The sequence below is a fragment of the Lysobacter antibioticus genome, assembly GCF_000731095.1.
Lineage (GTDB): Bacteria > Pseudomonadota > Gammaproteobacteria > Xanthomonadales > Xanthomonadaceae > Lysobacter > Lysobacter antibioticus_B.
This window is the reverse complement of the sequence record NZ_JMTZ01000064.1, coordinates 1-23,724: the sequence shown is the minus strand read 5'-3', so window position 1 is coordinate 23,724 and position 23,724 is coordinate 1. Positions and strand designations below refer to the sequence as shown.

At 66.6% G+C, this 23,724-nt stretch carries 18 protein-coding genes; 8 read left to right on the top strand and 10 right to left on the bottom strand.

Annotated features, from left to right (window positions below):
• Positions 1-361: 361 nt before the first annotated feature.
• Positions 362-1,309, bottom strand: a complete 948-nt coding sequence (locus tag EX88_RS0117260; RefSeq protein WP_031373237.1) for a Vps62-related protein — start codon at positions 1,307-1,309, stop codon at positions 362-364.
• 517 nt (positions 1,310-1,826) lie between these two features.
• Here EX88_RS0117260 and EX88_RS0117255 point away from each other — a divergent pair.
• The 7 genes from EX88_RS0117255 to EX88_RS0117225 all read left to right on the top strand — a co-directional run bounded on the left by EX88_RS0117255 (position 1,827) and on the right by EX88_RS0117225 (position 9,164).
• Positions 1,827-2,429 (top strand): hypothetical protein, encoded by a 603-nt coding sequence (locus EX88_RS0117255; protein ID WP_200875864.1) that lies wholly within the window; start codon positions 1,827-1,829, stop codon positions 2,427-2,429.
• 108 nt (positions 2,430-2,537) lie between these two features.
• The gene (locus EX88_RS0117250) at positions 2,538-3,170 is read left to right on the top strand and encodes a hypothetical protein (RefSeq protein ID WP_152566328.1); all 633 of its coding nucleotides are present in this window, start codon (positions 2,538-2,540) and stop codon (positions 3,168-3,170) included.
• Complete coding sequence (locus tag EX88_RS0117245; protein ID WP_031373234.1) at positions 3,167-3,625, top strand: hypothetical protein; 459 nt, start codon at positions 3,167-3,169, stop codon at positions 3,623-3,625. The genes EX88_RS0117250 and EX88_RS0117245 overlap by 4 nt, the downstream gene beginning before the upstream one ends.
• Positions 3,625-4,437, top strand: a complete 813-nt coding sequence (locus tag EX88_RS0117240; RefSeq protein WP_051885246.1) for a hypothetical protein — start codon at positions 3,625-3,627, stop codon at positions 4,435-4,437. Before EX88_RS0117245 ends, EX88_RS0117240 begins: the two co-directional genes overlap by 1 nt.
• Positions 4,434-6,434, top strand: a complete 2,001-nt coding sequence (locus EX88_RS0117235; protein WP_031373232.1) for a carboxypeptidase-like regulatory domain-containing protein — start codon at positions 4,434-4,436, stop codon at positions 6,432-6,434. The genes EX88_RS0117240 and EX88_RS0117235 overlap by 4 nt, the downstream gene beginning before the upstream one ends.
• A 209-nt stretch (positions 6,435-6,643) precedes the next feature.
• Positions 6,644-7,480: a hypothetical protein gene (locus EX88_RS24715; protein ID WP_051885245.1), complete on the top strand. Its 837-nt coding sequence runs from the start codon at positions 6,644-6,646 to the stop codon at positions 7,478-7,480.
• 163 nt (positions 7,481-7,643) lie between these two features.
• Positions 7,644-9,164, top strand: a complete 1,521-nt coding sequence (locus EX88_RS0117225) for a serine hydrolase (protein ID WP_081931144.1) — start codon at positions 7,644-7,646, stop codon at positions 9,162-9,164.
• A gap of 26 nt (positions 9,165-9,190) precedes the next feature.
• On the opposite strand, the gene EX88_RS0117220 is transcribed toward EX88_RS0117225, so the two are convergent.
• The 4 genes from EX88_RS0117220 to EX88_RS0117205 are packed head-to-tail and all read right to left on the bottom strand — an operon-like array spanning position 9,191 to position 15,098.
• The gene (locus tag EX88_RS0117220) at positions 9,191-10,588 is read right to left on the bottom strand and encodes a hypothetical protein (protein ID WP_031373229.1); all 1,398 of its coding nucleotides are present in this window, start codon (positions 10,586-10,588) and stop codon (positions 9,191-9,193) included.
• Positions 10,572-11,978, bottom strand: a complete 1,407-nt coding sequence (locus EX88_RS23905; RefSeq protein ID WP_036149295.1) for a CHAT domain-containing protein — start codon at positions 11,976-11,978, stop codon at positions 10,572-10,574. Before EX88_RS23905 ends, EX88_RS0117220 begins: the two co-directional genes overlap by 17 nt.
• On the bottom strand, positions 11,975-13,762 hold the full coding sequence (locus EX88_RS0117210) for a hypothetical protein (protein WP_031373228.1): 1,788 nt from the start codon (positions 13,760-13,762) through the stop codon (positions 11,975-11,977). Before EX88_RS0117210 ends, EX88_RS23905 begins: the two co-directional genes overlap by 4 nt.
• 16 nt (positions 13,763-13,778) lie before the next feature.
• Positions 13,779-15,098, bottom strand: a complete 1,320-nt coding sequence (locus EX88_RS0117205; RefSeq protein WP_031373227.1) for an alpha/beta hydrolase — start codon at positions 15,096-15,098, stop codon at positions 13,779-13,781.
• Positions 15,099-15,421: 323 nt separating this feature from the next.
• On the opposite strand from EX88_RS0117205, the gene EX88_RS0117200 reads away from it, so the two are divergent.
• Positions 15,422-17,314, top strand: coding sequence for an XVIPCD domain-containing protein (locus tag EX88_RS0117200; RefSeq protein WP_031373226.1), 1,893 nt, complete (start codon positions 15,422-15,424; stop codon positions 17,312-17,314).
• Positions 17,315-17,402: 88 nt separating this feature from the next.
• Here EX88_RS0117200 and EX88_RS0117195 read toward each other — a convergent pair whose 3' ends face one another.
• The 5 genes from EX88_RS0117195 to EX88_RS0117180 form a co-directional block, all read right to left on the bottom strand.
• Complete coding sequence (locus EX88_RS0117195) at positions 17,403-18,185, bottom strand: PAS domain-containing protein (protein WP_081931143.1); 783 nt, start codon at positions 18,183-18,185, stop codon at positions 17,403-17,405.
• Positions 18,186-18,779: 594 nt separating this feature from the next.
• Positions 18,780-19,058: a hypothetical protein gene (locus EX88_RS26575; protein WP_161786142.1), complete on the bottom strand. Its 279-nt coding sequence runs from the start codon at positions 19,056-19,058 to the stop codon at positions 18,780-18,782.
• Between the two features lie 346 nt (positions 19,059-19,404).
• Positions 19,405-21,030, bottom strand: a complete 1,626-nt coding sequence (locus EX88_RS0117190) for a flavin-containing monooxygenase (RefSeq protein ID WP_200875863.1) — start codon at positions 21,028-21,030, stop codon at positions 19,405-19,407.
• Positions 21,031-21,110: 80 nt separating this feature from the next.
• Complete coding sequence (locus EX88_RS0117185; RefSeq protein WP_031373223.1) at positions 21,111-22,334, bottom strand: flavin-dependent oxidoreductase; 1,224 nt, start codon at positions 22,332-22,334, stop codon at positions 21,111-21,113.
• Positions 22,335-22,583: 249 nt separating this feature from the next.
• Positions 22,584-22,910 carry an antibiotic biosynthesis monooxygenase family protein gene (locus EX88_RS0117180; protein WP_051885243.1) on the bottom strand — a complete coding sequence of 109 codons (327 nt, stop codon included), beginning with the start codon at positions 22,908-22,910 and terminating at the stop codon, positions 22,584-22,586.
• Positions 22,911-23,724 lie beyond the last annotated feature (814 nt).

The following is a 23,724-nucleotide window of genomic DNA, read 5'->3' as shown; positions in this document are numbered from 1 at the left end:
CAAAAGAAAGTAACCCGCCGCTTTAGTGGCGGAAGCTTTTAGCGTTTGATCTGGATGTTGATCCTGCGGGACCGATACGCCGCGAGAGCGCCACAGCGTGGTCGCGGCTCGCGCCGCTCCTACCCCGCGACAAAATGCCGCTTCGCTGGGTGGTATCGGCGTTGTCGCCTCTGCGCGTCCCGCGGTCGCGGCTCACGCCGCTCCTACATTGGGGGGGCGCCGCACAGCGTCGCTCGGGGCCTGCGCAGAGTCTGCATGTGTAGGAGCGACGTGAGTCGAGGCCTCGCGGCGTATCGCTCAAGCAAGCTCAAGAGCAAGCGCGAAAGCGTCCGTCGCCGACACGGCACTTAGCTCACCACATTCACGGCGGAAACACGAACGGTGGGTAAGGCCCATAAAACGGGAAGCCCGGTTTTTCGTCGTTGGGCTGCAGCGAGGGATCGGCGTCGCCGGCCACGATCGGTCCCTTGTCGGCCGACGGCCCGGTCGGGCCGGTGGTCTCGCCGATGCCCAGTTCTTGGCCGCTGCCGCGTTCGCCCCACAGCACGTGGCCGCCATACCATGCCTGCGTGGTCACATCGACCGCCGGCTGGCCAGCCAGGTCGAAACGCACGCCGCCGCTCTTGGCCGAGTCGTCGATGCCGGGCGCCTTGGTTTCCCAAGAACCGGTCTCGGGGAAATTCGCATGCGAGCCCTGGCCGACGTAGGACACCGGGCGACCGTCCTCTTTCGGCGTGTCCGCCCACGAGCGCTCGGCGTTCAAGCCGCCATGGGCGCTGTAGCGCACCGCGGTCGGCTGGTATTGGCCGTCGAGCTGCACGGTGATCTTTTCCCAGTCGCCTTCGTGGTTCTGCACGTCGCCGAGGCCGGGCGGGCCGTCGTTGTAGGAATAAAACAGGTGGTAGGTGATGGTGTTGCTTTCGGGGTCGTATTGGTAAAGGTTTTTGCTGTTGGCAAGGTCGCCGTCGCGGATGCCGTCGCCGAGTTCTTCGTTCTGGTGGTCGAGGAACAACTGGCTGTCGGCGTCCTTGTTGTCGGGCCCGATGCCGGCCAGTTCCTGCGCCGGCACTTCGCCGAGCCCATGCAGTTCCTTGTCGCCCCAGAAGTCGCGCTCCTGGCGTAGCGTCGATTGCTCGATATAGGTGTTCGGGTCCTGCAGGAAATTTTCTTCCTGTGGATGGAAGTAGAGGATCGGGGCGTATCGCTGGGCGAGTTCCTGCTGCTGAACGGGAGTAAGCGGCGCCGGGGTGACCGGTTCGGTCGGCGGCAGGCATTGACGGGAGGGGCCGGAAATATCGGAGGGATACATGGCACTGCTCCAGCGCGCGGGAGGTCGCGGTACGAGTCTAGTAAGCCGGATCGGCCTGCAGCAGTCGGGCTGACCCTAGGGCGGGCGGCGCGAATGCGAGTGCAACCGCGAAACCGGCAACCTGCGTCGCAGGGCGGCCCGAATGTCCCTGCAGGACGGGCCGGGCGCGGGGCCGTACGCAATCGAATCGACAGGAGCGCGGGCGAGCCGGACGCGGGCTGCGGGCACCTCAACCGGGCCTGGCAGCGCGCGTTCGAACCGGCCACGTACGGTATCGAACTCTGTGGAAGCGGCGACCTGTACAGAGTGTGACCGGGATTGACCGGGCAGGGCGAGGTGTGACGAAGAACGTCAGCAGTGTGACATCGGTCGCGCGAAGTTTACGTATACTTAACAAGCAATATGCCGAATGTCACTCCTTGGCATACTTTGTGCGTTTTTATGGCCTGCGCCCGGAGCCCCGGCACGCCTTCGACCTCCCTGGAACCCAATAATGCGAACGCTCACGAAGTCCCTTTTGGCCCTTTCGCTGCTTGCCGCCGTACCCATGCTCGCCCAAGCCGAGTCGCAGTACACCACCGGCGCCGGTACCCCGATCACCGCCAGCGCCCGGCTGGACTTCCAGATCACGATCCCGAAGATCCTGTTCCTGCGCGTCGGCAGCGGTGCGGACTACACCACCAACACCACCATCAACCAGATCGCGTTCAGCGTTCCTGCGGCTAACGTCGGCGACAGCTCGGTCGTGACGGCCACGCCTGCGTCGGGCGACCTGGGTGCTGGCGCAGTCACCGCCAAGCTGGTCGGCAACAACGGCACGATTTCGTTGAGCTCGACGACGCTCGGCGCTCTGAGCAACGGCGCCGCCGGCGACAGCATCTCGTTCGGCCAGATCAACACCGCCGTGGCCACGCTCGCTTCGGCCACCGCATTGCCGCATCCGGCCCTGGTCGACGGTGCCACGACCACCACTACCGTGCCGCCGAACGCGGGCAAGCTGGTCAACCGCGATGCGCGTTGGACCTATACCTACCTCAACGCTAATGTCGCCGCTCCGGGCGTCTACGGTGGCGTCAACGCCAACAACAGCCGCGTGACCTACACCGCATCGATGCCGTAAGCCGCAAGCCGGACGTCCCTTGCGACATTCTCCGTTCCCGCACAGCCGCGGGAACGGTCCCGACTCGCCCCGCACCCGCGGCAACGGCTCCGACTTCAGAGGCCCGACATGGCTTTGCCCTTACGCCCGGCGTGCTGGGTGCTGCTCCTGCTTGCGTTGGGCTGGTTCGATACCGCCCAGGCCTTCGTCGTCACGATCTCCCCGGGGGCACGCATGGTCTACCTGCGGGTCGGCAACGGCGTGTTCACCGGCAACTATTCCAGCGGCGGCACGCCCGGCCGCGGCGGGGCGGTCAACAAAGTCTCGGTGGCGGTGCCCGCGGCGGTGCTCGGCAACGGCACCGACCAGGTCATGACCACCGACGCCACCCAGGCCAACAGTTCCTACGACGGCTTCGCCTTCTGCAACGTGCCGGCGCAGATCTACGTCGGCGGTTTCTACCGTCTGCCCGGCAGCACCGGCACCGCGACCCTGACCGCGACCGCACCGGCGGCGGGCCTCAGCAACGGCGCCGGCAGCACCATTCCGTTTTCGCAGATCAGCTGGACCAGCAGCGGCAACAACGACACCGCCGCTCAGCCGATCCTCGCCGGCACTTTCACCGGCGGCCCCCAGACCTTGGCGAGTTTTCCGGTCAATACCTGGCGCGAAAGCTGCCACACCTTCCGCTATGCCAACGACGCCGTCGTCGCCTCCGGTACCTACACCGGCCAGGTGGTCTACACCTTGAGCGCGCCATGAAGCGCGCGATCGCCGCCGGCGCCCTGTTCGCCGCTATGTTGCCGTCCCAGGCAGGCACCCATCGCGTCGACGACAGCGCCAGCCAAGTCACCGCCAATACCTTGCGCATGCAATGGGACTCGGTCGCGCCGCGCAGCGGCGAACGGCCGACGGTGTCGGGCGCGCTGACCGTGTGGGTGCGTTTGAACCTCGCGCCTTGGCAAGGCCGCAGCGGCCGCGTCTATATGACCTTGCCGCCACAGGCGACCGGCCCGATCACCGCCACCTGGACCACCCAGGGCCGCTTGCTGCCGGGCACGCTGCGCGCCGGCGAACGCACCCTGGTCTACAGCGGCATCATGCCGGCCGGCCTGCTCGACGACACCATCCGCCTGACCATCCAGGCCGACGGACAGAAGCTGGTGCGTACCGAACAACTCAATTTCTCCTTCGAAATCGACGTGGAAGACCTCTGATGCGTACCGCTGTCCTGCGCCGTGCCTCGACGTTCGCGGCGCTCGCGCTCGCGCTGTCGTCGATCGCCGGTCCGAGCTTCGCTCAGGGCTTCTCCGCCCTGGTCTCGCCGCCGCGCTTCGAAGACACGGCCAAGCCCGGCACTACCTATCGCAACGTGGTCGAGATTTCCAACATCTCCAATGCGGTCGGCCACTACACTCTGAAGACCGCCGACTGGCATCTCGATGCGCAGGGCGCGGCGGTATTCGACGACGCCTTGGCGGCCGACAGTTGCCGGCCTTGGGTCGGCCTGGAAGCGGCGCAGATCGAGATCGCGCCGAACGGCAAGCGCCGTTATCGCTTCGAGGTGGTGGTGCCGGAACAAGCGGCGCCCACCGAATGCCGTTTCGCGATCCTGCTCGAAGGCGCGCCGGAGATGGTCGGCGATCAGCTCACCGTGCCCGTGTCCGGGCGCATCGGCATCATCGTCTACCTGGGTATCGGCGAGGTCGCGGCGCAGTTGCAGCACGTCGCCAGCCAAGTGCGCGAGGTCGACGGCCGGCGGCTGCCGGTGCTCGACATTCGCAACACCGGTAAGGCCCACACCCGTCTGGAAGGGCTGGTCGATGGCGTCGACGCGAGCGGCCGCAAGTTCGCCCTCGCGCCGTCCAGCTTGCCGATTCTTCCCGGCGAAACGCGTTCGATCGCCTTGGTGCCGGAAGGCGACGACCCGGCCACGCCGGCGCCGCCGATCGTCTATCCGCTGAGCCTGAAGGGCGCACTGGAATGGGGCCGCCAGCGCCTCGAACTCGACGTACGCATCGACAAATGAGGCCCGCCCGACGGCTCGCCCGGCGCAGACTGGCGATCTGCGTCGCCTGTACGCTTGCCTCGGCCGCGCCTGCGGCGTCGGCGGCCGACGCGTCGCCGCCGGTCTACCGCGACCGCATCATCGCCGCGCAAGCGTTGGCGCCGCTGCCGCCCGACGAAGACGAGACCGTCGACGGCGACGGCCTGCCGCGTTCGTTCCGGCTCGAGCTCAACGCCGCCTACACCGAGCGCGGCGACGAGCACTTCGGCGAGCAAGGCCTGGCCGCCGGCGGATTCTGGGAAACCGCGAACTGGGGCAGCCTGTCGCTCGACGCCACCGTCTTCCACAGCGACCGCGACCGCTTCGCCGACGACAGCGGTTGGGGCGGGGCGGCGACCTTATGGCAGCGCAATCTGTTCGTCGACGGCGGTTGGCGCCTCGACAACGGCCTGGGCGTGATCAACACGCCGTCCTCGCAGTTGCAGCGCAACCAATACCGGTTCTTCCTGCCGAGCGTGGCGATGGCCGGCCTGAGCACGCAATGGACCCGCGACGCCAGCGGCCTGAGCGTGTACGGCGCGGTCGGGCGTGCCGGGCTCTACAACGGCACTCGCGTAGTGGGTTTCGATGTTGCCGACGGCCACGTCGGCGCGTTCGGCGCGCAATGGCAGGGCGCGCCCGGCTGGACCCACGCGGTCTCGGCGCTGAGCACCGACGGACGCATCGTGCCCGACGACGTCGGCGAACCGGGCCTGATCGACCGGCCCAGCCAGGCCGCGCATTGGGCGAGCGCATGGCGGTCCGATCGCGACGCGGTGCAATTGAATCTGCTCGGCAGTCACGACGGCCGCGGCAACGCCACCGGCGCCTGGATCGACGCGAGCTCGCGGCGCGGCCGTTATCGGCACCATTACGGCCTGTTCTCGCTCGACCCGGGTCTGACCTGGGGGGCGTCGCCGATCAACCAGGACGTACGCGGCGGCTATTACCGGCTGGCCTATCAATACGGCCGCTGGAGCTGGAACACCGGCGTCGACGATATCCGTTCGATCAGCGGCGCCGGCTTCGACGGCCAGTACGCGACTGCGTTCGCGCGTTACCAGGCCAGCAGCGTGTTCGGTTACGGCGCCAGTCTGAGCCTGCGCCACGCCGACGACGACACCTACGCGGCGCAGTTGTTCGCCGACCGGCGCAACGATTGGGGCCAGACTCGCCTCCAGTTCGATCACGCCGGCGGCGGAGGCGGGGTCGGGCGCAGCTGGCAGGCGAGCATCGACCAGGCCTTGCCTTTGCGCGAAGGCCGGCGTTTGTCGGTCTCGCTCGGGTACGGCGAATGGGGCGAGCGCAACGAAACCTCGTCCGGGGTTGCGGTCCGCACCACGACCCGCACCACGACCTTTTCGATGTACGGCGGCGTGGAGCTCGGCGACCGCGTGTCCGTCGACGGCACCGCGCGCTGGACCCACGGCGAAGGCCCGGCGGCGATGCGCGGCGTCGACATGAACCTCGGCATCAACTGGCGCATCGCACCGCGCTGGTCGCTGACCGCCGCGCTGTACCAGAGCCAGGGCTCGCAGCGCTCGCCGTTCGCACTCGATCCGCTGATCGTCGACTCGCCGTTCCTGTCGCTGCCGCGCGAACGCTCGGCCTTTCTGACTCTGCGTTACGAGCGCCAGGCCGGCCGCGCGCTGCCGGTGATCGGCGGGGCACCCGGCTCGGCGGTCGGCAGCATCGACGGTTCGCTGTTCCTAGACGACAACGACGACGGTGTGCGCGCCGCGTCCGAACAGGCCGCGCCGAACGTCACCGTGGTGCTCGACGGCCGCTATGCGGTGCGCACCGACAGCAACGGGCAGTTCTCGTTCCCGCGCGTTTCGATCGGCAAGCACACGATCGCGGTGATTCCCGACAACCTGCCGCTGCCGTGGGCGGTGCGCGACGACCGCGGCCTGCAATCGATCGAGGTCGGCGTGCGGCGCAGCCAACGCGTCGATATTCCGGCGACGCGGCAACGCTGAGGCAAGACCGAACCGCCGAACCGAAGCGCCGATGCGGCCGCCCGTACGGAGCGGTTCGTACGCTGCCCATGCTTCATATGCCCGGGACCTAAGCTCGCGGTCGATCGACTGCGCAGAGTTACACTGCTCCTTTCGCCGGTTCGCTCTGGCAGCGTCCGCACGCAGGCGCCGGATCGGAACGGAGCCTGCACAGATCAAGGACCGACCGCATGAACCCGATTCGTATCACCGTCCTGGCAGGGCTGCTTGCACTGGCGCCGTTGCGCGGCGACGCCGCCGAGGCCGTCGTGGCGAGCGAGGCCACGCCAGCGACGGCGCAGGCCGAGTGCCGGAAGTTGTTGCAGTTGAGCCGCTGCATCGCCTCGGTCGAGATGAGCTCGCACGCGCCGCCGGACCAGCCTTATCGCGGCCGTTGGCAGCGCTATCGCGGTAACGAAAGCCAGGCCACGGTGCAACTCGGCGAGAATACCGTCGAGTCGATCGTGCTGAGCAACGGCCGACATTTCACGAAGACGAACCTCAAGCCGCAGCAGACCGGCAGCGCCGCCGAACTCGGCCCCTTGCTCGCCAGTACCCCGGTGATGTGGCTCGGCCTGCTGCTCGGCGAAAACTTCGAGTTGCCCTTGCCCGGGCACGACGTCGACGCCGTCGGAGAAAACAGCTGGGCCTACGGCGTGGAAAAGTACCGGGTCCAGGTCAAAGCGCAGGGCGAGGGGCGTTATCGCATCGACCTGGCCAAGACCGCCACCGTCGGCGGCGAAGCGCCCGAGGAGCCTGCGCCGCAGGCCGGCGAGTGCAGCGATGCCGACGCCAAGGCCGGGCGCTGCGAGCAGCCCTTCGTTTTCAGCACCGCCGAGGATCGCGCCGCGCGCCTGGCCGAGTTGGCGCCGGTCGGCTCGGGCTTCACCGCGGTCATCGGCCTGCACACGCCGACCCAGGCCTTGCCGGATTCGTTGTCGCTGAGCGGGTGGACGTCCAGCGACGGCAAGCCCTATGCGACGCTCGGCGATGCGCGCCGCGCCGCCAAGCCCGCTGCCAAGGATTGATTCGCGCCATCGCTCGCCCTGCACGGCGATGTCGATCGCGACTCGATCGCGACTTGCGCCACGCTCGCCGCCGCCGCGATCGCCGCGATCGCCGCGACGCCTTCCCCTTGTAAGCCTCTGCGGGCGCCTATAGGCTGCGGCCTTCGCATTCGACCGAGCGCCCATGAGACGTCTTGCCGTAGTTCTGGCCGTAGCGGGTTTGAATGCGCTGTCGGCTCCGGCCATCGCGGCCGAACACCGCGCCAAGCCGGGCGTCGTCGCGGAAGCCGCCGCGAAAGACGACCCGATCTTCGAGCGTTTGGGCGCCGACTTCGTCAAGGCCGGCAATAGCGACGCGCTTTCCATCGCGGTGGTCCGCGACGGCAAGGCCCGCTTCTACAACTTCGGCAGCGTATCGCGCGATGCGCCGCGGGCCCCGACCCAGGACACGGTCTACGAGATCGGGTCGATCAGCAAGATTCTCACCGCATTGATCCTGGCCAATGCGGTCGGAGAGGGCAAGGTCGATCCGCAGGACGATATCCGGCGTTACCTGCCGGGCGAATACCCGCAACTGGAATTCGCAGGCGCGCCGGTGCGCCTGATCCATCTGGTCAATACCACCTCGGCCTTGCCGGACAATCTGCCGGTGCTTCCGCCGCAGATCGAAGAGGCCGGGCCGGACAAGGCGCCGTTCCTGGCGGTCGACGCCTTGAGACGCGTCACCGATGCGCAGGTGTTCGCCGAACTCGGTTCGGCCCGTCTGCTCGATCGCCCCGGCACCTCGCCTCGGCACTCCAATCTGGCCGCCAACCTGCTCGGCGACATCCTCGAAAAAGTTTACGACGCGCCTTACGAAAGCTTGTTGACGCGTTATGTCGAGCGGCCGTTCGGCATGGGCGCCGGCACCGGCGATACGCGTTCGTCTCTCGTCGCCACCGGCTACAGCAAGACTCACGTCGCGATGCCGGCCCTGGATGCGCGCTCGGTCCTGGCCGCAGGCGGATTGCGCTACAGCGCCGCGGACATGGCGCGGTTCCTGGTCGCCGAACTGGCCGCCAGCGATGCCTCGGTACGCTTGAGCCAGAAGCCGGCCTGGGGCGATCCGGACAATCTGGCGGTCGGCTACAACTGGACCGTCAGCAAGACTGTCGACGACCAGACCTGGTTGCGCGCGTCCGGCGGCACTTACGGTTTTTCCAGCTACATCGAGCTGTATCCGCAGCGCGGCTACGGCATCGTCCTGCTCGCGAACCGCCCGGGCGAAGCCCAGGGTCAGTTGCAGGACCTGGCCAGCCAGGCGGCCGAAGCCGTGTGGGGCCGTCCGCCGGTGCTCGCGAAGCTCGAGAGCGCCCTGCAGGCCAGCGCGTACCGCGATGTCGGCCGGACCGTTGCCGAGGTCGGAAAAGCGTTTCCCGAGTTGCGTCTGACCGAAGAGCACGCGAACCAATGGGGCTACCGCTTGCTGGGCGAAGACAAGCCGCAGTTGGCACTCGGGATGTTCCGCTACAACACCGAGCGCTGGCCGCAAAGCTGGAATGCCTTCGACAGCCTCGCCGAATGCTACGAACTGCTCGGCGACGTCGCCAATGCGACCAGCCACTATCGGCGCTCGCTGGAACTCAACCCGGCCAACTCGAACGCGGTCGAGCATCTGCGCAAGCTCGATCCGGCCCAGGCGCCGGCCGCCGCCGGCGCCAAGTAAGCCCTTTTGCCAGCAACGCTCGCGCCTCAGCTCGGCAAGCGCACCGTCGGGTCGCCAAGCACCACCATCGCGAGGCGATCCATCGCCAGCAACTTGGCCTTGCGCGCCCGCGTTTCGGCATCGTGTTCGTGGTTGTTGAAGGCCTCGATGGCATCGATGTGGTCGAGCAGCAGGCCGGCGACGGCGTCGTAATAGCCGTCCATGGCCAGGCCGACCGGCGGACGCTGCGCCGAATGCAGGGCGGTGTACAAGGTGTCGACGATCAGCGCATCGGTCATGCGCTGGCCGGTGTCGGGGTCGCGCAAGGTCCAGTCGAAGGTCGGTTCGACATGGCCGATGAAGGCCGCCAACGGGCGTTCGCTGCCGAGCAGGGCGCGCGGTAACGGCGCGGTGCACGGGCCGATCCCGGCCACCGCGGCAAGCATGCGGCCGAGGCTGGATTGTTCGTCGACCAGGCCCTGGAAGGTCGACGGGCGGTCGGCGCCGGCCGAGCAGCAGGCATGCGCGTACCAGATCGCGCCGGCCGGGTTCCAAGCCCGCAGCAAGGCGCCGATGTCGAGCAAGGCGTGGTCGACGTCGAGCATCGCCCCCAACTGCGCCTTGAGCTGTATGAGGTCGTGCAAGGGAAACGTGGCGCCGTGGCTGGAGCTCAGCACGAAGGCCGGCTGGCGTTGCTTCAGGCCGGCGTAGAAATCCTCCAGGCGTCCTTGCGCGCCGGTCAGCAGCAGCGGGTGGAAACCGTCGGCATCGAAGGCCTTGAACAGGGTCTCGGCGATGGTCTTGCGCATCAGGAAGGTGATGTCGGGGTGGCCGTGATCCACCGCCCACAACAACGGCGCATCGACATCGCGCTGTTGCCCCGGCCAATCGTCGAGCAGCGCATCGACGTAGCGCTCCAGGCCGGCCTCGTCGAGGTCGAGACGGCCAACGAAGGCATCGGTCTGCAAGCGGTACTGGAAACGCCAGGGAATCTGCTCGGGCGAGCCGACGATCAACAGATAGCGCGGCACCGCGGCGTCGCCGACCGTGCCGCGGGTGCCGGACAGGCGCAGGCTGGCCGGCCCGCGATGCGGGTAATAACGCTGCAGTCGGCCGTCCTTGGCGATCTCGGGGCGATAGCGGAACACCGGTGCGTTGCCGCGCGCGGCGATCAGCCTGCGGATCGCCGCCGGTGCGTCGGTGGCGGCGGCCTTGTCGGCATCGCCGAGGCCGTCGCGATCGGGCAGCACCACGCCCCAGCCGACGCGCGGGTCCTGCCACTGCGTCAGGTCGAGCGCCGGCGCCGCACCGCTGAGTTGGCGCGGCGACGACATGGCGCCGCGCAAGGCCCAGGCCGTGGCGTGTTCGGAGCAGGCGCCGCTGGCGACGGCATCGCCGCACCAGGCATTGCTCAGCAGCAATGCCAGCTCATTGTCCGCCGACATGGTCGAAGTTCCCGTCGGCGGAGGGCCACAGCGCCCGGGGCACGCCTTTTTCGGCGAGGGTGCGTTCCAGCGCTTCGATGCGTTCGGCTTCGCTGAACTGTTGGCCGGCGGTGCGCAGCCACCAGGCCGTGGTTTCGGCGCGGATGCGGAACTCGTCGGACTTGGCCTGCTCGATGCCGAGCGGACGAATGAATACCTGGGCCTCGACGCCGCGCACGTACAGCACCGGCAGGGACCACTCGGGCGAAGCCTGGGCGTCGCGGTTGCCGAGCTGGGAGATGGCGCTGCGTGCGTGGAACATGATCGGCGTCCATTCCAGGGTGGTGCTGGCGCGTTGCTTGAGTTCCTCGCGCGCGCGCAGCAGCGCGGCCAGGGCCTCGGGATAGAAGGCGCGGGTGAACTCGTAGGCGTCGTTGGCCTCGACCGGTTCCATCATCGCGACCACCGCCGGAAAGCCGGCCGACACGACCTGGTTCGCCATCGACTGCAGGCCGTTGCCGCCTTGTCCGCTGGAGCAGCAGTTCAGCACCATCAGCCAGGGATTGCCGAGCGACGCGCCGAGAGTCACCAGGTCCTGCGATGGCAGGTTGATCGAGCCGGCGAGGGTGTCGGGGTCGTGCGCGGCGAATTGCACGTGATCGTTGGCGGTGGCCAGTTCCAGCCATTGCCCGGCGCTGCCGGCGTGGCCGTGGCAGAAGAAATGCAGGATGTTCGGCGACCACTGGCGGATGCGCTGGGTCAGCCGCGCCGCGGTCTCGTCGATCGCCGCCACTTCGATGTCGGCCAGGCCGGCCGGGTCCTGCTGTATTTCATCGCGGATGCGCGTGTGCAGGGCGGAGTCGCCGACCAACAGCTTCAGCAGCACCGGCAGGCCGTCCTGGCGCGCCGCCAGCACCGCATCGCGCAGCAGCTCCCACTCCTTGCGCTGATCGGCGATGCCGAGCGCGGAGATCACCGCCATCAGCCGCACCGGCGTGGTCAGTTCGCCGGGCAGGCGGCTGGGTGCATTGATCGGATCGATGATGCGGGCGATCGGCCAGCGCGGGTCGAGGGCCACGAACTGCTCGTTGCTGTCGCACAGCATCTCCCAGTTGATCAGCTCGGCCTCGGACGGATTGAGCATGACGAACAGGGGCCGGACCTGGGTCGGCAAGGTCTGGCTGAGGCTGTCGAGCACGCCGGAGATGCCCTGGTGCTGACGCAGGGCGTCGCGCACCATGCGCCCGCGGGCAAGCACCGCGGTCTGCGTGTCCAGCCCCGGCAACTGGTCGGCGCGCAGTTTCACCCGGCCCAGGGCGCGGCCGCCGTGAACCGGGAACGGCGCGCGTACCACGCTGGCGATCAGGTCGTCGTCGAGGATATCGACCGAGAGGATGGTGCGCTCGTTCATGGCGCGTCCTCGAGTTCGTCGGAGTCCGACAACTGCAGCTTGCGCTGCTCGATATCCAACTGGGCCTTGCGGATGCGTCGATCCAATGGCGATTCGGTCGCTTCGCCGGGCAGTTGTTCGACCTGCAGTCGGTAGTCCACGATCTGGTCCATGCGTTCGATCTGGGCCTGCAACAGTGCCTGCTCCGCGGAGTCGGTTACACCGAAGCCGATAGCGAAACGGTCTTCGATACCGGCGTCAGCCGGCCCTTCGATCGGCGCTTCGACCAAGGCCTCGACCGTGGGCGGCGCATCCTGTTCGATCTCGACCAGGCGCTGCTCGATCTCGCCGTGGATGCGGCGCCGCTCGATGTCGCCCACCGCCTGCCGCAGCAGATCGATCGTGTCCATGGCCGTGTCCAGGTCGCGCTGGACGATGGCTTCGGGAAGGACTTCGTCGCGCATCGCCTGCTGGTATTGCACTTGCACTTGTTCGGCCAGGCGCTCGGTCGCGGCGGTGACCGCGGAGATGCTTTTGCTGGCGGCCTGGACGAAGGAAGGACTGCGCGTCGCGGATGCTGCGGCCGACAGTGGCAGCGACTTCAAGGCCGAATCGCGCTGGGTGTCGTTGCGCGAGTACAGCTCGATATGGCTGCGCACCTGCTCGGACAACTCGCCGTCGTCGGAGGCGCCGCGCGTGGGCGAGACCAGATAGGGCTGGCAATACAGATAGACGGCGCGCGAGCGCGGCGGCGGTTGCGCCGACTGCGCGTGGATGAAGCGATAGCTCTGCGCCAATGCCGTCGGCGCATCGTAGGCCGCATTGAACAACAGCATCGGCCCCGGCAGCGATTGCGCTATTTCGTCGGCCAGGGCGCGCAGGCCGACCGGGTTGTGGTTGTCGCGCGAGGCCGAGAACGCCGTCGCCCAGGCGCCGACCTGGGTCAGGAAGCTGGTGAGTTCGCAGGCGCCGACCGGGCCGGCCAGATAATTCTCGGTGCGGCCCAGCGGCGACTGCGCCAGCAACATCGCCCCGGACGCACCGGACAGATGGCCGTGACAGACGAAGTGCACCGCATCGGTGCTGTAGGGCTTGAGCGCCTGGCGCATCCACAGCAGCCAGGGCGAGCGCAGGGTGCCGCTGCTGTCGAGCAGGCGCGAGGACGGGTCCTCGACGACGTAGCGCTCGGCATCGGCGGGCGGGTGCAGGATCAGCTCGGCCGAGCCCGGCGACAGATGCCGCACCGGTTCGCCCATTTCGGCGTCGGCGAACACGTGCAGGCGCACCGGCCGGTCGATGCCGGACACGATCGCCTGGATCGCATCGACCAGGCCGTCGCGGATATGGGCGTGCTCGCAGTTGAGCGGCGCACTGGCGCAGACGGCGATGTCCAGCATGGTCGCGCTTTCGCGCGGCGGCGGGAAAATGAAATCCGGCAGCATCAACACCGGCGTCTGCAGGGCGTCGACCAGCAGGCGTTCCCACGGCAGGTAGCGCAGCGCGCCGTAGGGTTTGGCCAGGTGAATCCACAGCGGGCGTTGCGGTGCTGCGTGCTGCAGCCAGGCCGAGTGCAGGCTCGGCAGCAGGCGTGGCGCTATATGGAACTGCGACTCGTCCGGCCGCGTGCGCAGGTCCGAGGCGATCGACGGCGCCAGCCCCCATTCGTCGAGGCCGCCCTCCCACAGCGGCAGGCTCTGTAGCCTGCCGCCGGCCTGGAACTGCAGGGTGGCGCGTGCGTGTTGCGGCCTCGTCAGCTCCATTTTCAGGGTGACGATGTCGTTCTCGCGCTTCAGCAGTTCGGCCATGGTGCGGTGCCGGCGCTCAACGGCTGGAGGCGAGGCTGTGCGCCAGCCACCAGGTCGAAGCGTTGCTGATGTCGCCGTGGCCGCTGATGGTGCGCGTACCCCGCACGCCGACGATGCGCCCGCCGGGGCCGAAATCGTAGGCGCTCGCCGGGTCCTTGATGTCGACCAGGGTCTGCCCCGAGTCCTGCGGGCCGTAACCGCCCAGGGCCGCGTACTTGCTCGGCGAGTCGCCGGCGGCGAGCGGTTGCTCGCCGAGATCGTGATCGCGGCGCAAGGCCAGATGGAAGGTCTTGCTCAGGGCGATGTCGCGTCCGCTGAAGGTCGCGACCACCGGCCGTTCGATGCGCTGCAGGTTGCGGTGGTAGCCGCCGGTTCGGCCGGTTTCCGGCACTTGCGCGGCGAAGGCGTACTGCGACATCGCCGGCTGCAACAGCAGAGCCGAATGCACTTTGCGCAGGCCGTCCGGCAGCGACGCGGTGGCCGACATCACCACCTTGCAACCGAAGGAATGCCCGAGCAGATGGATACGCGCCTGCGAACGGCGCAGCAACTCGGCCAGCAGTTGCGATACGCCGCGACTGCCGACCTTGCCGGAGCGGTCTTTCATTTGCCAGACCGTGAACGGCTTGATCAGGTTGCGCGGGTCGAGTTTCTTCAGCGCATCGCCGATGCCGCCGGCGGCGGCCGGGCCGCCGGCGCCCGGCGTCGCCACGGCGCCGACGTCGTCGAAATCCGGCGGCGCCTCGGTCAGCGAGGCGGCCGCAGCGAGCAGGTCGTCGGCGGAGGCGGGTGCGTCGTCGTGGCCCTCGTCGTCGGGCGACAGCACGCTGGCCAGCAGGTCGGCGAGTTCGCGCGATTCGGCTTCGGACAAGGCCGGGGTCTGGCTGAGCGCGTGGAAGCGTTCGCGTTGTTCGGGCGCCAGCATCGCGGCGATGTCGGCCATCTGTTGGCGGCCGCTTTCGACATCGTCGCTGGCGCCGGCGAAGCCGGGACCGGTTTCGCTGTCGAACCACGTCAAGGCCTGGCTGGGCCAGAAGATGCCGATCAACAGCGGCCGGTAGCCGGCCGGCGCGGGCAGGCCGAGTTGCCGGCGCTGCTCGATATAGCCGTTGACGAAGCTCGCATAGCGCTCGCTCGCGGCTTCCCAGTCGTTGTTCCAACCGTGCGAGAACAAAAAGATGTCGCTGTGCCCATCCAGATGGTCGAGCACATGCTGGCGCGTCAACGGCCCTTCGCAGGTGCCGTTCTTGTCGAACGGCACGATGTAGTAAGGAAACACCGTGCCTTCGGCGGTGGTGAATTGCTTGTACGGTCCAACCGGTATCAGCGATGGCATTCCGAGTCCCCCTTCTCGAAGGGAGCGGCGCCGACGGCGCCGGGCTGACTCCCTAGCCTGATCAAAGAAACGGAAAAAGCCCGCCGCTTCGGCCATTGCCGGCGGCCGTCGCAGGTGCCGGCGCGGTCGACGCGGAGTGGGCGCATTCATTCGCGCGGTGGCCATGCATTGGCCTCGCCTGCGGAGGACTTGGCCTGCGCCGCGCAGAGATCGCGTTTGACCACTCGGGTCAGGGTGACGACCGAGGATGCCGCAGGGGGAGGGGTTCGCCGTTCCGGCCCTGCGGTGCTTCGAGTCGAACGCGGCTGGCGGGGAGAAGCGAGATGGGCGGCGAAGTGAAGGTCGGTCTGAGCAGCGGTCGTCAGGTCACCCTGGCCGAATGGGACGAGTACAAACCGCCGGTGCACGGAGACGGCCTGCAGAACAAGCGCTGGACCGCCGCGAGCGCGCGCGACGGCATGGCGTTCTACGACTCGACCGTGCATTACATGCGCAACGACTGGGCGCAAAAACACATGCCCGGCGAGCACGTGTCGCTCGGACGCGAGAACCTGTTGCTGTTCTACAGCGCGGGCACCAAGACCTGGCATTCCGCCGACGCTCTCGACGTCGACCACGTCAAGCCGTGGAAGGCGCACCTGACCGGCCTGGGCGTCAATAACTACGCCGACGCTCATCGCGCTTACAACGACGTCGGCAACTTGCGCCTGTTGCCTTCCGTATACAACCGGGCGCGCGACAGCGCCGACCGGATACTGTTGCATGGCCCCGACTCCAGCCAATGGAAGGCCTGGACCAAAGAACGCTGCGGCTTCGACCCTTCCGCCGAGCCGCCGAAATTCGATCCCGAGCGCGACATCGCCCGGCGTACCGGCGCCACCCTGGGCCAGGCCTGGTCGCCCGAGGACGGACGCAAAGGCCTGGCTTTCGATGCCGGCGTGCGCGGCAAATGGTTCGAGCAACAGCTCAAGGAGAGCTACGTCGGCACGGTGGTGGCGACCAGCCCGGTCGACGGCTCCAAGCAGAACGTGCCGCTGTTCCGCTGCGCCGCCACCCAGCAACTGGTCACGCGCGACGCACTCGACATCGATCACCGCATCCCGTTCGAGACTGTGGCCAAGGAGATGGCGAAGCACGCCGGCCCCGGCGGCCTGAGCAAGGCCGATGCGCTCGACGCCTACAACGACACCTCGAACCTGCGCCTGGTCGGCCGCGGCGCCAACAGCTCGCACGAATGGGAGCTCAACGTCTCCGGCGAGTACCGCGACGACGAAGTGCCGGAAATCCACGGCGAGTTCGACGGTTTCATGGTCGGCAAGAACACCGATGGGAGCGGGGTGAGTTCGCTGATCCGCGAGCATTTCGACACCACGCCGAAGGCCTCGTCGAGTTCGGCGATGGACACGCGCGAAGAAGGCCCGGTGCATCAGCCGGGCATACGCCGCAAGGGCGACGGCGCGAGCGTATCGATGCCGCAGGCCAGCGCCGCGCTCAAGGGTTTCGACGGCGGTTCGCAGAGTTCGAGCGCCTCGCCGATGGACCAGTCGGATTCGCCGGCGGCGAGCGTGCCGGCCAAGAACAGCGGCGGTTCCGCGTTCTCTCCCTCACAAGCCTCGGGCTTGGGCGGCTCGAACCCGAGTGTGCACGGCACGCCGGCTCCATCGCCGTCGGCATTGGGCAGTCCCGCTCTGGCCAGCCAGGGTTTCGGCGGCACGGGTTTTGGCAGCACGGGTTTTGGCAGCACGGGCTTCGGCAGCACGGGCTTCGGCGCCTCGCCGTTCGGTTCGCCGAGCGCGCCGTTCTCGGCGTTCGCCACGCCGTCGTTGCCGGTCGCGAAGGTGCCTCTGATCAACGAGTCGGCGAGCCCGCACAACGCGGTGTTTCGCGACACGGTGGCGAAGCTGGGGGACCTGGTCGCGAAATCGGGCGGGGGGCTGTCGTCGCAGCAGCAACACAATGCCGCCGGGGCCCTGATGTGCGCCGCCCGCGACAATCAGCTGCCGGGTATCGACTACATCGCCCGCAGCGACAACGGCGCGAAGTTGTTCGCCGTGTCCGGTTCGCCGCATTCGCCGTTCCAGCGCTGGGCGGAAGTGCCGACCCAGCAGGCGATCGCGCAATCCATCGAACAAAGCAGCGAAGCCTTGAGCAAGCCGACCGCGGTGGCCTCGCTGTCGAGCCACGGCCCGATGCAGAACTCCGGCATGACCAAGTAGGCGCGGTGCCGGCAGGCGTGCAGCCGCACTGACCCGGCCGCAGCGTGGCGGGTCGCCGCCGCCCGGAGGCGCCGGCGACCCGCGCATTTCAGTTGGTGGGCAGGTAGGACGGGGCGTTCGAGGGCTGCATCAGCGACAGCGGCGGGGTGCCCTGGAAGATGATCTTCGACGAGCACTTCATGAACAAAGTGTCCGGGACGACATACAGATAGCCCTTGCAGATGGCCTTCTCGATCAGGTCGGGCTTGGTCAGCACCTCGAACTTGTCCTTCAGCACGTCGATGTATTGCTCGACCGTGCGCGAAGAGATCGACAGCAGCTCGGCGATGCGCTTGGAGGTGCCGCCGCGCAGCAGGAAGAACAACACCTCGTACTCGCGGCGGGTCATGTCGATGTCGGCGTCCGAATCGGCATGGGCCTGTCCCGATTGCGGCAGGTTGCTGATCGAGGCCTGGTGCGGCCCGAGGTTGCCGAAATAGGAGCCGAGCGCGCCGGCGTTGATCGCGGTGATGTCGGTGCCGTGGAACAGCACACCGCGGATGTTGGTCTCCTGGTCGAAGAACGGCTTCTTGACGATCAGGAACGCCCTCCATTTCGCGCACTTGAAGCGATGCACGTTCAAGGTGGTGATGGAGATCTGCCGCTCCATCACGTACTTGTCCTGTTCGCGAAAGGTTTTGCCGTGCGAAGCGACTTCGCAGGGCAGGTCGAAATCCGAAAGCCCGTCCACGTCCTCGTCGGGTTCCAGGCCGACCAGCGCCTTGAACTCGGTGTTGGCGTAGAGGAATTTCGAATCCTGGTCCTTGCAGGCGCAAGGTCCGGGCATTTGCTCGATCATGGAAGAAAGCGCCGAACTGATTGCGATTGCCATGGGGAGACATCCTTGTTGAAGGGCAGCAATTCCGAATCTTTCCGGAACGAGTAGGTTGGACTTCCTCGATAACGCGGTTCGCAGGGATCCACGCAGCAAGGGAGACCCTTGTTGCCTGGATTGGGCCGTTCGCAGCCTCGGTCCGCCGTAACGCAGCGGGGCCGAGGCAGGTCACTGCTGGGCGACTTCGGCGTATGTCCTGTGGTCCGTCCTGCCGTCGACGCGTCGGTACCGCCAGCCGCTACGCTCCCTGCCGATCACCATCCGCGCGCCCACTGGTTTTTATGGGTCGAGTGATGGGCGCGGCCTGCCCGCAATGCGGGACCGGCGTGATCCAGGTTGAGTTCCCGCTGGTTCGTGCAATCTGCCGGGGGCCGTTCCTTGCGAGCCGCTGCAAGGATCCGACCGTGTCCGCGAGTCTTGGTTCAATCGAACATCGCGCGACAGGCTTGCACGTCTTGAGCCGGACTTCAGGCTGACTATTGCGCATCTTCCGAGGGTGTGGCTGCTTCGGAATCGTGCCGACCTATTTAAACGTGATGCATGGATTTATTGTGTGATAAGCATTGGGAATCGTGCAGCGCAAGCCGAGTATCAATCTATTTCGTTACCGGTCTGTGATCGCAATGACGCTTTCAGAATCGAATGAACGATCGTGTGAAGACGATAAATATCCCTTGAAACAAGGGAAATTGCGTCGCATCGAGAAATCTCGACAGCAATCGGATTCGCTTGGCTAGTGACAAATGACACAAAGTCGAAGAGCGTGAACTCGATCGGTTTCGACGAACGAATTTCATCGTCTGCATCGATAGTTTTGTGGGGAGTTTGAAAGCCGGTTGCCGACGGCGCCAATCGATTCAGCATATTCATCCGCTTCGCCATCGTCATCGCGTTGGGGTTCGCGATTGCGCTCGTTCGCGCATGACATCGGTGGCATCGGCGGAGACAAGCCGTTCTGCGCGCAGGCGGGCGACCGCGTCGCGCGTGTGGGGCCGCGTGTCGCGCGTGCTGTCGTGCCTATGCGCGAGTCGCTACGAGGCGCATCAGGTCGCCGCAGCTGATGCTTGTGCGGCATCAGCGCATGAGGAATAACTTGGTAAAAAGTAAATCGGAAAAGAATAACTCTTCATAACGAAGCCGGCCCCATCGCGAACGATGGGGCCGGCCTTGGATCGAACGATGGCTACGCGAATGCCGCGCGGCATTCGCAGCCGCGTCAGGCGACCATCGACGAGGGATCGCTGTGCAGGATGAAGCCCTCGTAGTCGGCGTCGGCCACTTCGCGCAGCTTGGCGCGATAGCCGGCGAGGCCGCCGAAGTAGAACAGCACGCGGCTGCTCCGACCGTCGATGTTCTCGCCGAAGATCCACGACTTGACCTTCGGGAACAACGTGTAGGCGGCGATCTCCTTGCAGGTCGCGGTCCAGGCCTCCTCGGCCTCGCGGGTGGTCTCGATGACCGGCGTGGACTCGCCTTCGGCCCAACCGATCAGCTCGCCGATCCACTCGACCTGGCTTTCGATGCTAGGCGGCAGGTTGCTGAAGGCGCTGTTCGGGCCGAGCACCATGAACATGTTCGGGAAGCCGGCGGTGGCGACGCCCAGGTAGCTGCTCGGCGCGTCCTTCCAATGGTGCTGCAGGGTTTCGCCGCCGCGGCCGCGGATCTCCATCTGGTTGTAGCTGCCTTCGACCGTCTCGAAGCCGGTCGCGAACACCAGCAGGTCCAGTTTGTGCTCGACGCCGTCCTCGGTCAGCACTCCGTTCGCGGTGAGTTCCTTGATCGGGTTCTCCGGCAGGCTGACCAGGCTCACGTTCGGCAGGTTGTAGGTCTCGTAATAGTCGTTGGTGCAGACCGGGCGCTTGGCGTAGAGGTCGGTCGGACACAGCTTGCGGGCGGTCTCCGGGTCCTTGACGATCTGGCGGATCTTGGCGCGGATGAAGTCCGAGGCGGCCTGGTTGGCGGCCGGGTCGACGGCGATGTCGGAGAAGGTGCCGAACATGAAGCGGAAGCCGTTGCCGATCTCCCAATGATGCTCGAACACCTTCTGGCGTTCTTCTTCCGACACGCTCATGGCCGAGACGCCGCTTTCCTCGAAGCCGCAGGCGATGCGCGAGTTGCGGATGCCGTCCCAGATCTGCTCGAAGTTGTTCTTGTACTCGGCGACATAGGCCTCGCTGACCTGGCGGCTGCCGGCGGGCACGCAGAACTGCGCCGAACGCTGGAACACGGTCAGGTGCAGGGCGAGCTTGGAGGCGGCGCAGATGAACTGCACGCCGGTCGAGCCGGTGCCGATCACGCCGACGCGCTTACCTTCCAGCGACAGATCCGCCGGCCACGCGCCGGTGTGCACAATCTGGCCCTGGAACTTGTCGCGCCCGGGGATCTGCGGGATCACGATCTTGGACAGCACGCCGACCGCGTTGACCAGGTAACGGGCCGTGAACAGTTCGCCGGTGCTGGTGGTCAGGGTCCATATATGGTGGATCTCGTCGAACACGGCGCTGTCGATGCCGGTCTTCAACTGGATGTCCTTGGCCAGGCCATGGCGATCGACCACCGCCTGCAGGTAGCCGAGCATTTCGGGCTGGTCGACATAGCGGTTGCGCCAGTCCCAGCCTTCCGAGGTTTCCTTGTCGAAGGAATAACGGTAGACGAAGCTTTCGGTGTCGGCGCGCGCGCCCGGGTACTTGTTCCAGTACCAGGTGCCGCCGACGCCGCTCGCCTTGTCGAAGGCGCGGACCTTGAGGCCTAGCTCGTTGCGCAGCTTATGCAGCATGTAAATGCCTGCGAAGCCGGTGCCGATTACGATCGCATCGAAGTGGGTCTTGTCATTGTCGATCACGGATTGACTCCTTGGTGCTCCTCAGCGTCCCCGATCACTCGGAAGGCCTGGCGTTGGAGTAGTTTCGGGAAACCACGTTTTCACCGCACGTGCGAGCGATCGACGATGCTGCGGTAAGAGCTCGTAATCGCGGCAAGCGCGGCGGTTTTTTCCGGGTCGGGGCGGGTGGCGATGGCGCGTTCGGCGGTATCGCGGTCGCGATTGGCCTGGACGATCGCGGTGGTCGGCGGGCGCCGGACCGCTTCGTAGCGCTGCAACGCCTCGACCGTGTCGCTGTTGTCGCCGAGTTCGTTGGCGAGGCTGACCGCATCGAGGATGGCCTGCGAAGCGCCGTTCGCGCCGACCGGGTACATCAGATGGGCGGCGTCGCCGAGCAGAGTCGCCCGGCCGATGCCCCAGCGCGGCAGCGGGTCGCGATCGACCATCGGGTACTCGAGGATCTGGGTGCTGCGCGAAAGCAGATCGGGCACATCGAGCCAACCGAACTTCCAGTCGGCGAAGTAGGGCAATACGTCCTTGAGCTGGCCCGAGCAGTCCCAGCTCGCCTCGCGGGTGAGGTCCTGGGCGACGTCGGGCACCATGCAGACCCAGTTGATCAATGCACGGCCGTGCTGGGCATGGCGCGCCGAGCAGGGGTAGGCGATCAGGCGGGTAGAGCGGTCGTCGTTGGCGACGATCATGCTGCGGCCGTCGAGAAATTCGTCGACTTCGGTCAGGCCGCGCCACATCTGGATCCTGGCGGGCAACAACTCGCAGCGGTCGGGATGCAGGCGGGCGCGCACGGCCGAGTGCAGACCGTCGGCGCCGACCAGGGCGGTGGCCTCGAAGGAAACCGTCGAGCCGCCATTGCCGCGTTCCTGGGCGTGGACGCGGATGCCGGTGCGGGTGTGTTCGAAGTCCTGCACACGCAGGCCGGTGCGGACGGTGTCGGCGCCGAGCCGTTCGCGCACGGCCGCGAGCAGCAGCATCTGCAGCTCGCCTCTGTGGATAGCGTATTGCGGATACGGATCGCCGGCGGCCAGGCCGCGCGGTTCGGTCCACAGCGTGGTGCCGGCGTGGTCGAGATAGCGCAGCTCGCGGGTGGCGATGCCGGTCGCGGCGATCGCCTCGCCGAGGCCGAGCGCGAACAACTGGGCGATGGCGGCGGGTTGGACATTGATGCCGACGCCGAGCGGGCGTATCTCGTTGGCGCTCTCGAGCACCACGACTCGTTCGATGCCCTGCGCGTGCAAGGCCAGCGCGGTCGTCAGGCCGCCGATCCCTGCGCCGGCGATCACGATGTCGGTTTGCGTAGCGGTGGTCATAACGGCGGAAGCTCCTCGACCTTGTGTAGTCGGACTGCCGGTTCCAGCAGCCGCTCGATCGAGGACGCCCGAGGCTCATGCAACGGTGTCGGCGAGGGCGAGCGAGTGCTGGACTGCAGACCTACCGAGCAGAGGGGCCGGGCCGCCCGCGAGAGCGTCCCGACCCCTCATCACCTTCAACCCGTCGGCGGCGGCGCCGGGCTCACGACAGCGGGTCGCGCGCCGGGCCGCCGCGATGGGCGGCGCACATCAACGATGGACCGAAGCCACCGAGTAGACGTGCGGGGTAGCGCGCGCGAGTTCGGCGCTGCGCTTGCCGTAGTCCTGCGCGGCGGGGTCTTCGCGGGTGGCCTTGATGTCTTCGGCGCTGCGCCACTGGGCGTAGTTGACGACGCGGCTGCCGTCCTTGCTGGCGAGGATGCTCACCGAGATGAAGCCGGGGCGATGGCGGATCACCTTGTCGGCGCCTTCGTTGAGAAGGTTCACCAGCTCCTGCTGCTTGGAGGGCTCGACGTCGAAAACGTTGATGAAGGTCACCGTGTCGTCGGCGCGGATTACCTGTTCGTTCTTGGCCATGATGTGATTCTCGTCTTTAATCTGGCGTGGACTACGCCAGTCGGTGGGGTCACGGCAAACTCGCCAGGGAGCCATGCCGTGCATCTCGAAGACCCTGTGTCCGTTTGCCGCGAGTGAAACTCGCAGTCGGGCTTCGATCGATAAAGTAATGAGAGCCCATCACCGGCACATCTGTATTTTCTACGGATAGAGAATGTCGGCGCGGAGATTTTGGCGGCCGGGCGAAGATGACATTCGCTGTGAAATGCGACATCGGGGTGAATGCGCCGAATCTGAGGGGTTTGCCGATTGTTGGAAAATCACTTGAAAACAGCGGTATTGGTTAGGTAATTGGGTGCGCGAAAATTGTGCGGTAATCGATGCAAGTGTTATCTGTCATAAAAGCAATAAGTATGTCGTCATGATCTGCGGCGCAGCAGAAATCAATGCCAGGACAAGTCGCTGAAGAAGAAGTGAGGCGACGATGACGCATCGATGACGGTCGCCGTCCGAGGCGGTGATCGGCCGTTGGCAGGAGCGGCGTCCGACTGGATTTCCTTCGGTCACAAGCTGCGACCGCGTTGCCTGACATTCGCGTCGCGGCTCCCTGTGAGCAAGGGTAAGAGCGACGCGAGTCGCGACCGCGCTCTTCAATCTCGCACTGCATCTCGCCGTCACCTGTGTAGGAGCGGCGTGAGCCGCGACCCTGCTGCTTGCCGTGGCGGTTTGTCTTGCCGCAGAGCGGTGAAGCAACATCAAGGTCTAAAGCTTCCGTCCGTTCACGCGGCCGGGTTACTTTCTTTTGCTAAGCCCAAAAGTCCGTCTGGATTCCCTT

What these genes read in the sequence shown, in the direction of transcription:
- EX88_RS0117260 (WP_031373237.1), bottom strand. Translation starts at nt 1,309, where the DNA reads ATGTATCCCTCCGATATTTCCGGCCCCTCCCGTCAATGCCTGCCGCCG.
- EX88_RS0117250 (WP_152566328.1), top strand. Translation starts at nt 2,538, where the DNA reads ATGGCTTTGCCCTTACGCCCGGCGTGCTGGGTGCTGCTCCTGCTTGCG.
- EX88_RS0117245 (WP_031373234.1), top strand. Translation starts at nt 3,167, where the DNA reads ATGAAGCGCGCGATCGCCGCCGGCGCCCTGTTCGCCGCTATGTTGCCG.
- EX88_RS0117240 (WP_051885246.1), top strand. Translation starts at nt 3,625, where the DNA reads ATGCGTACCGCTGTCCTGCGCCGTGCCTCGACGTTCGCGGCGCTCGCG.
- EX88_RS0117235 (WP_031373232.1), top strand. Translation starts at nt 4,434, where the DNA reads ATGAGGCCCGCCCGACGGCTCGCCCGGCGCAGACTGGCGATCTGCGTC.
- EX88_RS24715 (WP_051885245.1), top strand. Translation starts at nt 6,644, where the DNA reads ATGAACCCGATTCGTATCACCGTCCTGGCAGGGCTGCTTGCACTGGCG.
- EX88_RS0117225 (WP_081931144.1), top strand. Translation starts at nt 7,644, where the DNA reads ATGAGACGTCTTGCCGTAGTTCTGGCCGTAGCGGGTTTGAATGCGCTG.
- EX88_RS0117220 (WP_031373229.1), bottom strand. Translation starts at nt 10,588, where the DNA reads ATGTCGGCGGACAATGAGCTGGCATTGCTGCTGAGCAATGCCTGGTGC.
- EX88_RS23905 (WP_036149295.1), bottom strand. Translation starts at nt 11,978, where the DNA reads ATGAACGAGCGCACCATCCTCTCGGTCGATATCCTCGACGACGACCTG.
- EX88_RS0117210 (WP_031373228.1), bottom strand. Translation starts at nt 13,762, where the DNA reads ATGGCCGAACTGCTGAAGCGCGAGAACGACATCGTCACCCTGAAAATG.
- EX88_RS0117205 (WP_031373227.1), bottom strand. Translation starts at nt 15,098, where the DNA reads ATGCCATCGCTGATACCGGTTGGACCGTACAAGCAATTCACCACCGCC.
- EX88_RS0117200 (WP_031373226.1), top strand. Translation starts at nt 15,422, where the DNA reads ATGGGCGGCGAAGTGAAGGTCGGTCTGAGCAGCGGTCGTCAGGTCACC.
- EX88_RS0117195 (WP_081931143.1), bottom strand. Translation starts at nt 18,185, where the DNA reads ATGGCAATCGCAATCAGTTCGGCGCTTTCTTCCATGATCGAGCAAATG.
- EX88_RS26575 (WP_161786142.1), bottom strand. Translation starts at nt 19,058, where the DNA reads ATGAATATGCTGAATCGATTGGCGCCGTCGGCAACCGGCTTTCAAACT.
- EX88_RS0117185 (WP_031373223.1), bottom strand. Translation starts at nt 22,334, where the DNA reads ATGACCACCGCTACGCAAACCGACATCGTGATCGCCGGCGCAGGGATC.
- EX88_RS0117180 (WP_051885243.1), bottom strand. Translation starts at nt 22,910, where the DNA reads ATGGCCAAGAACGAACAGGTAATCCGCGCCGACGACACGGTGACCTTC.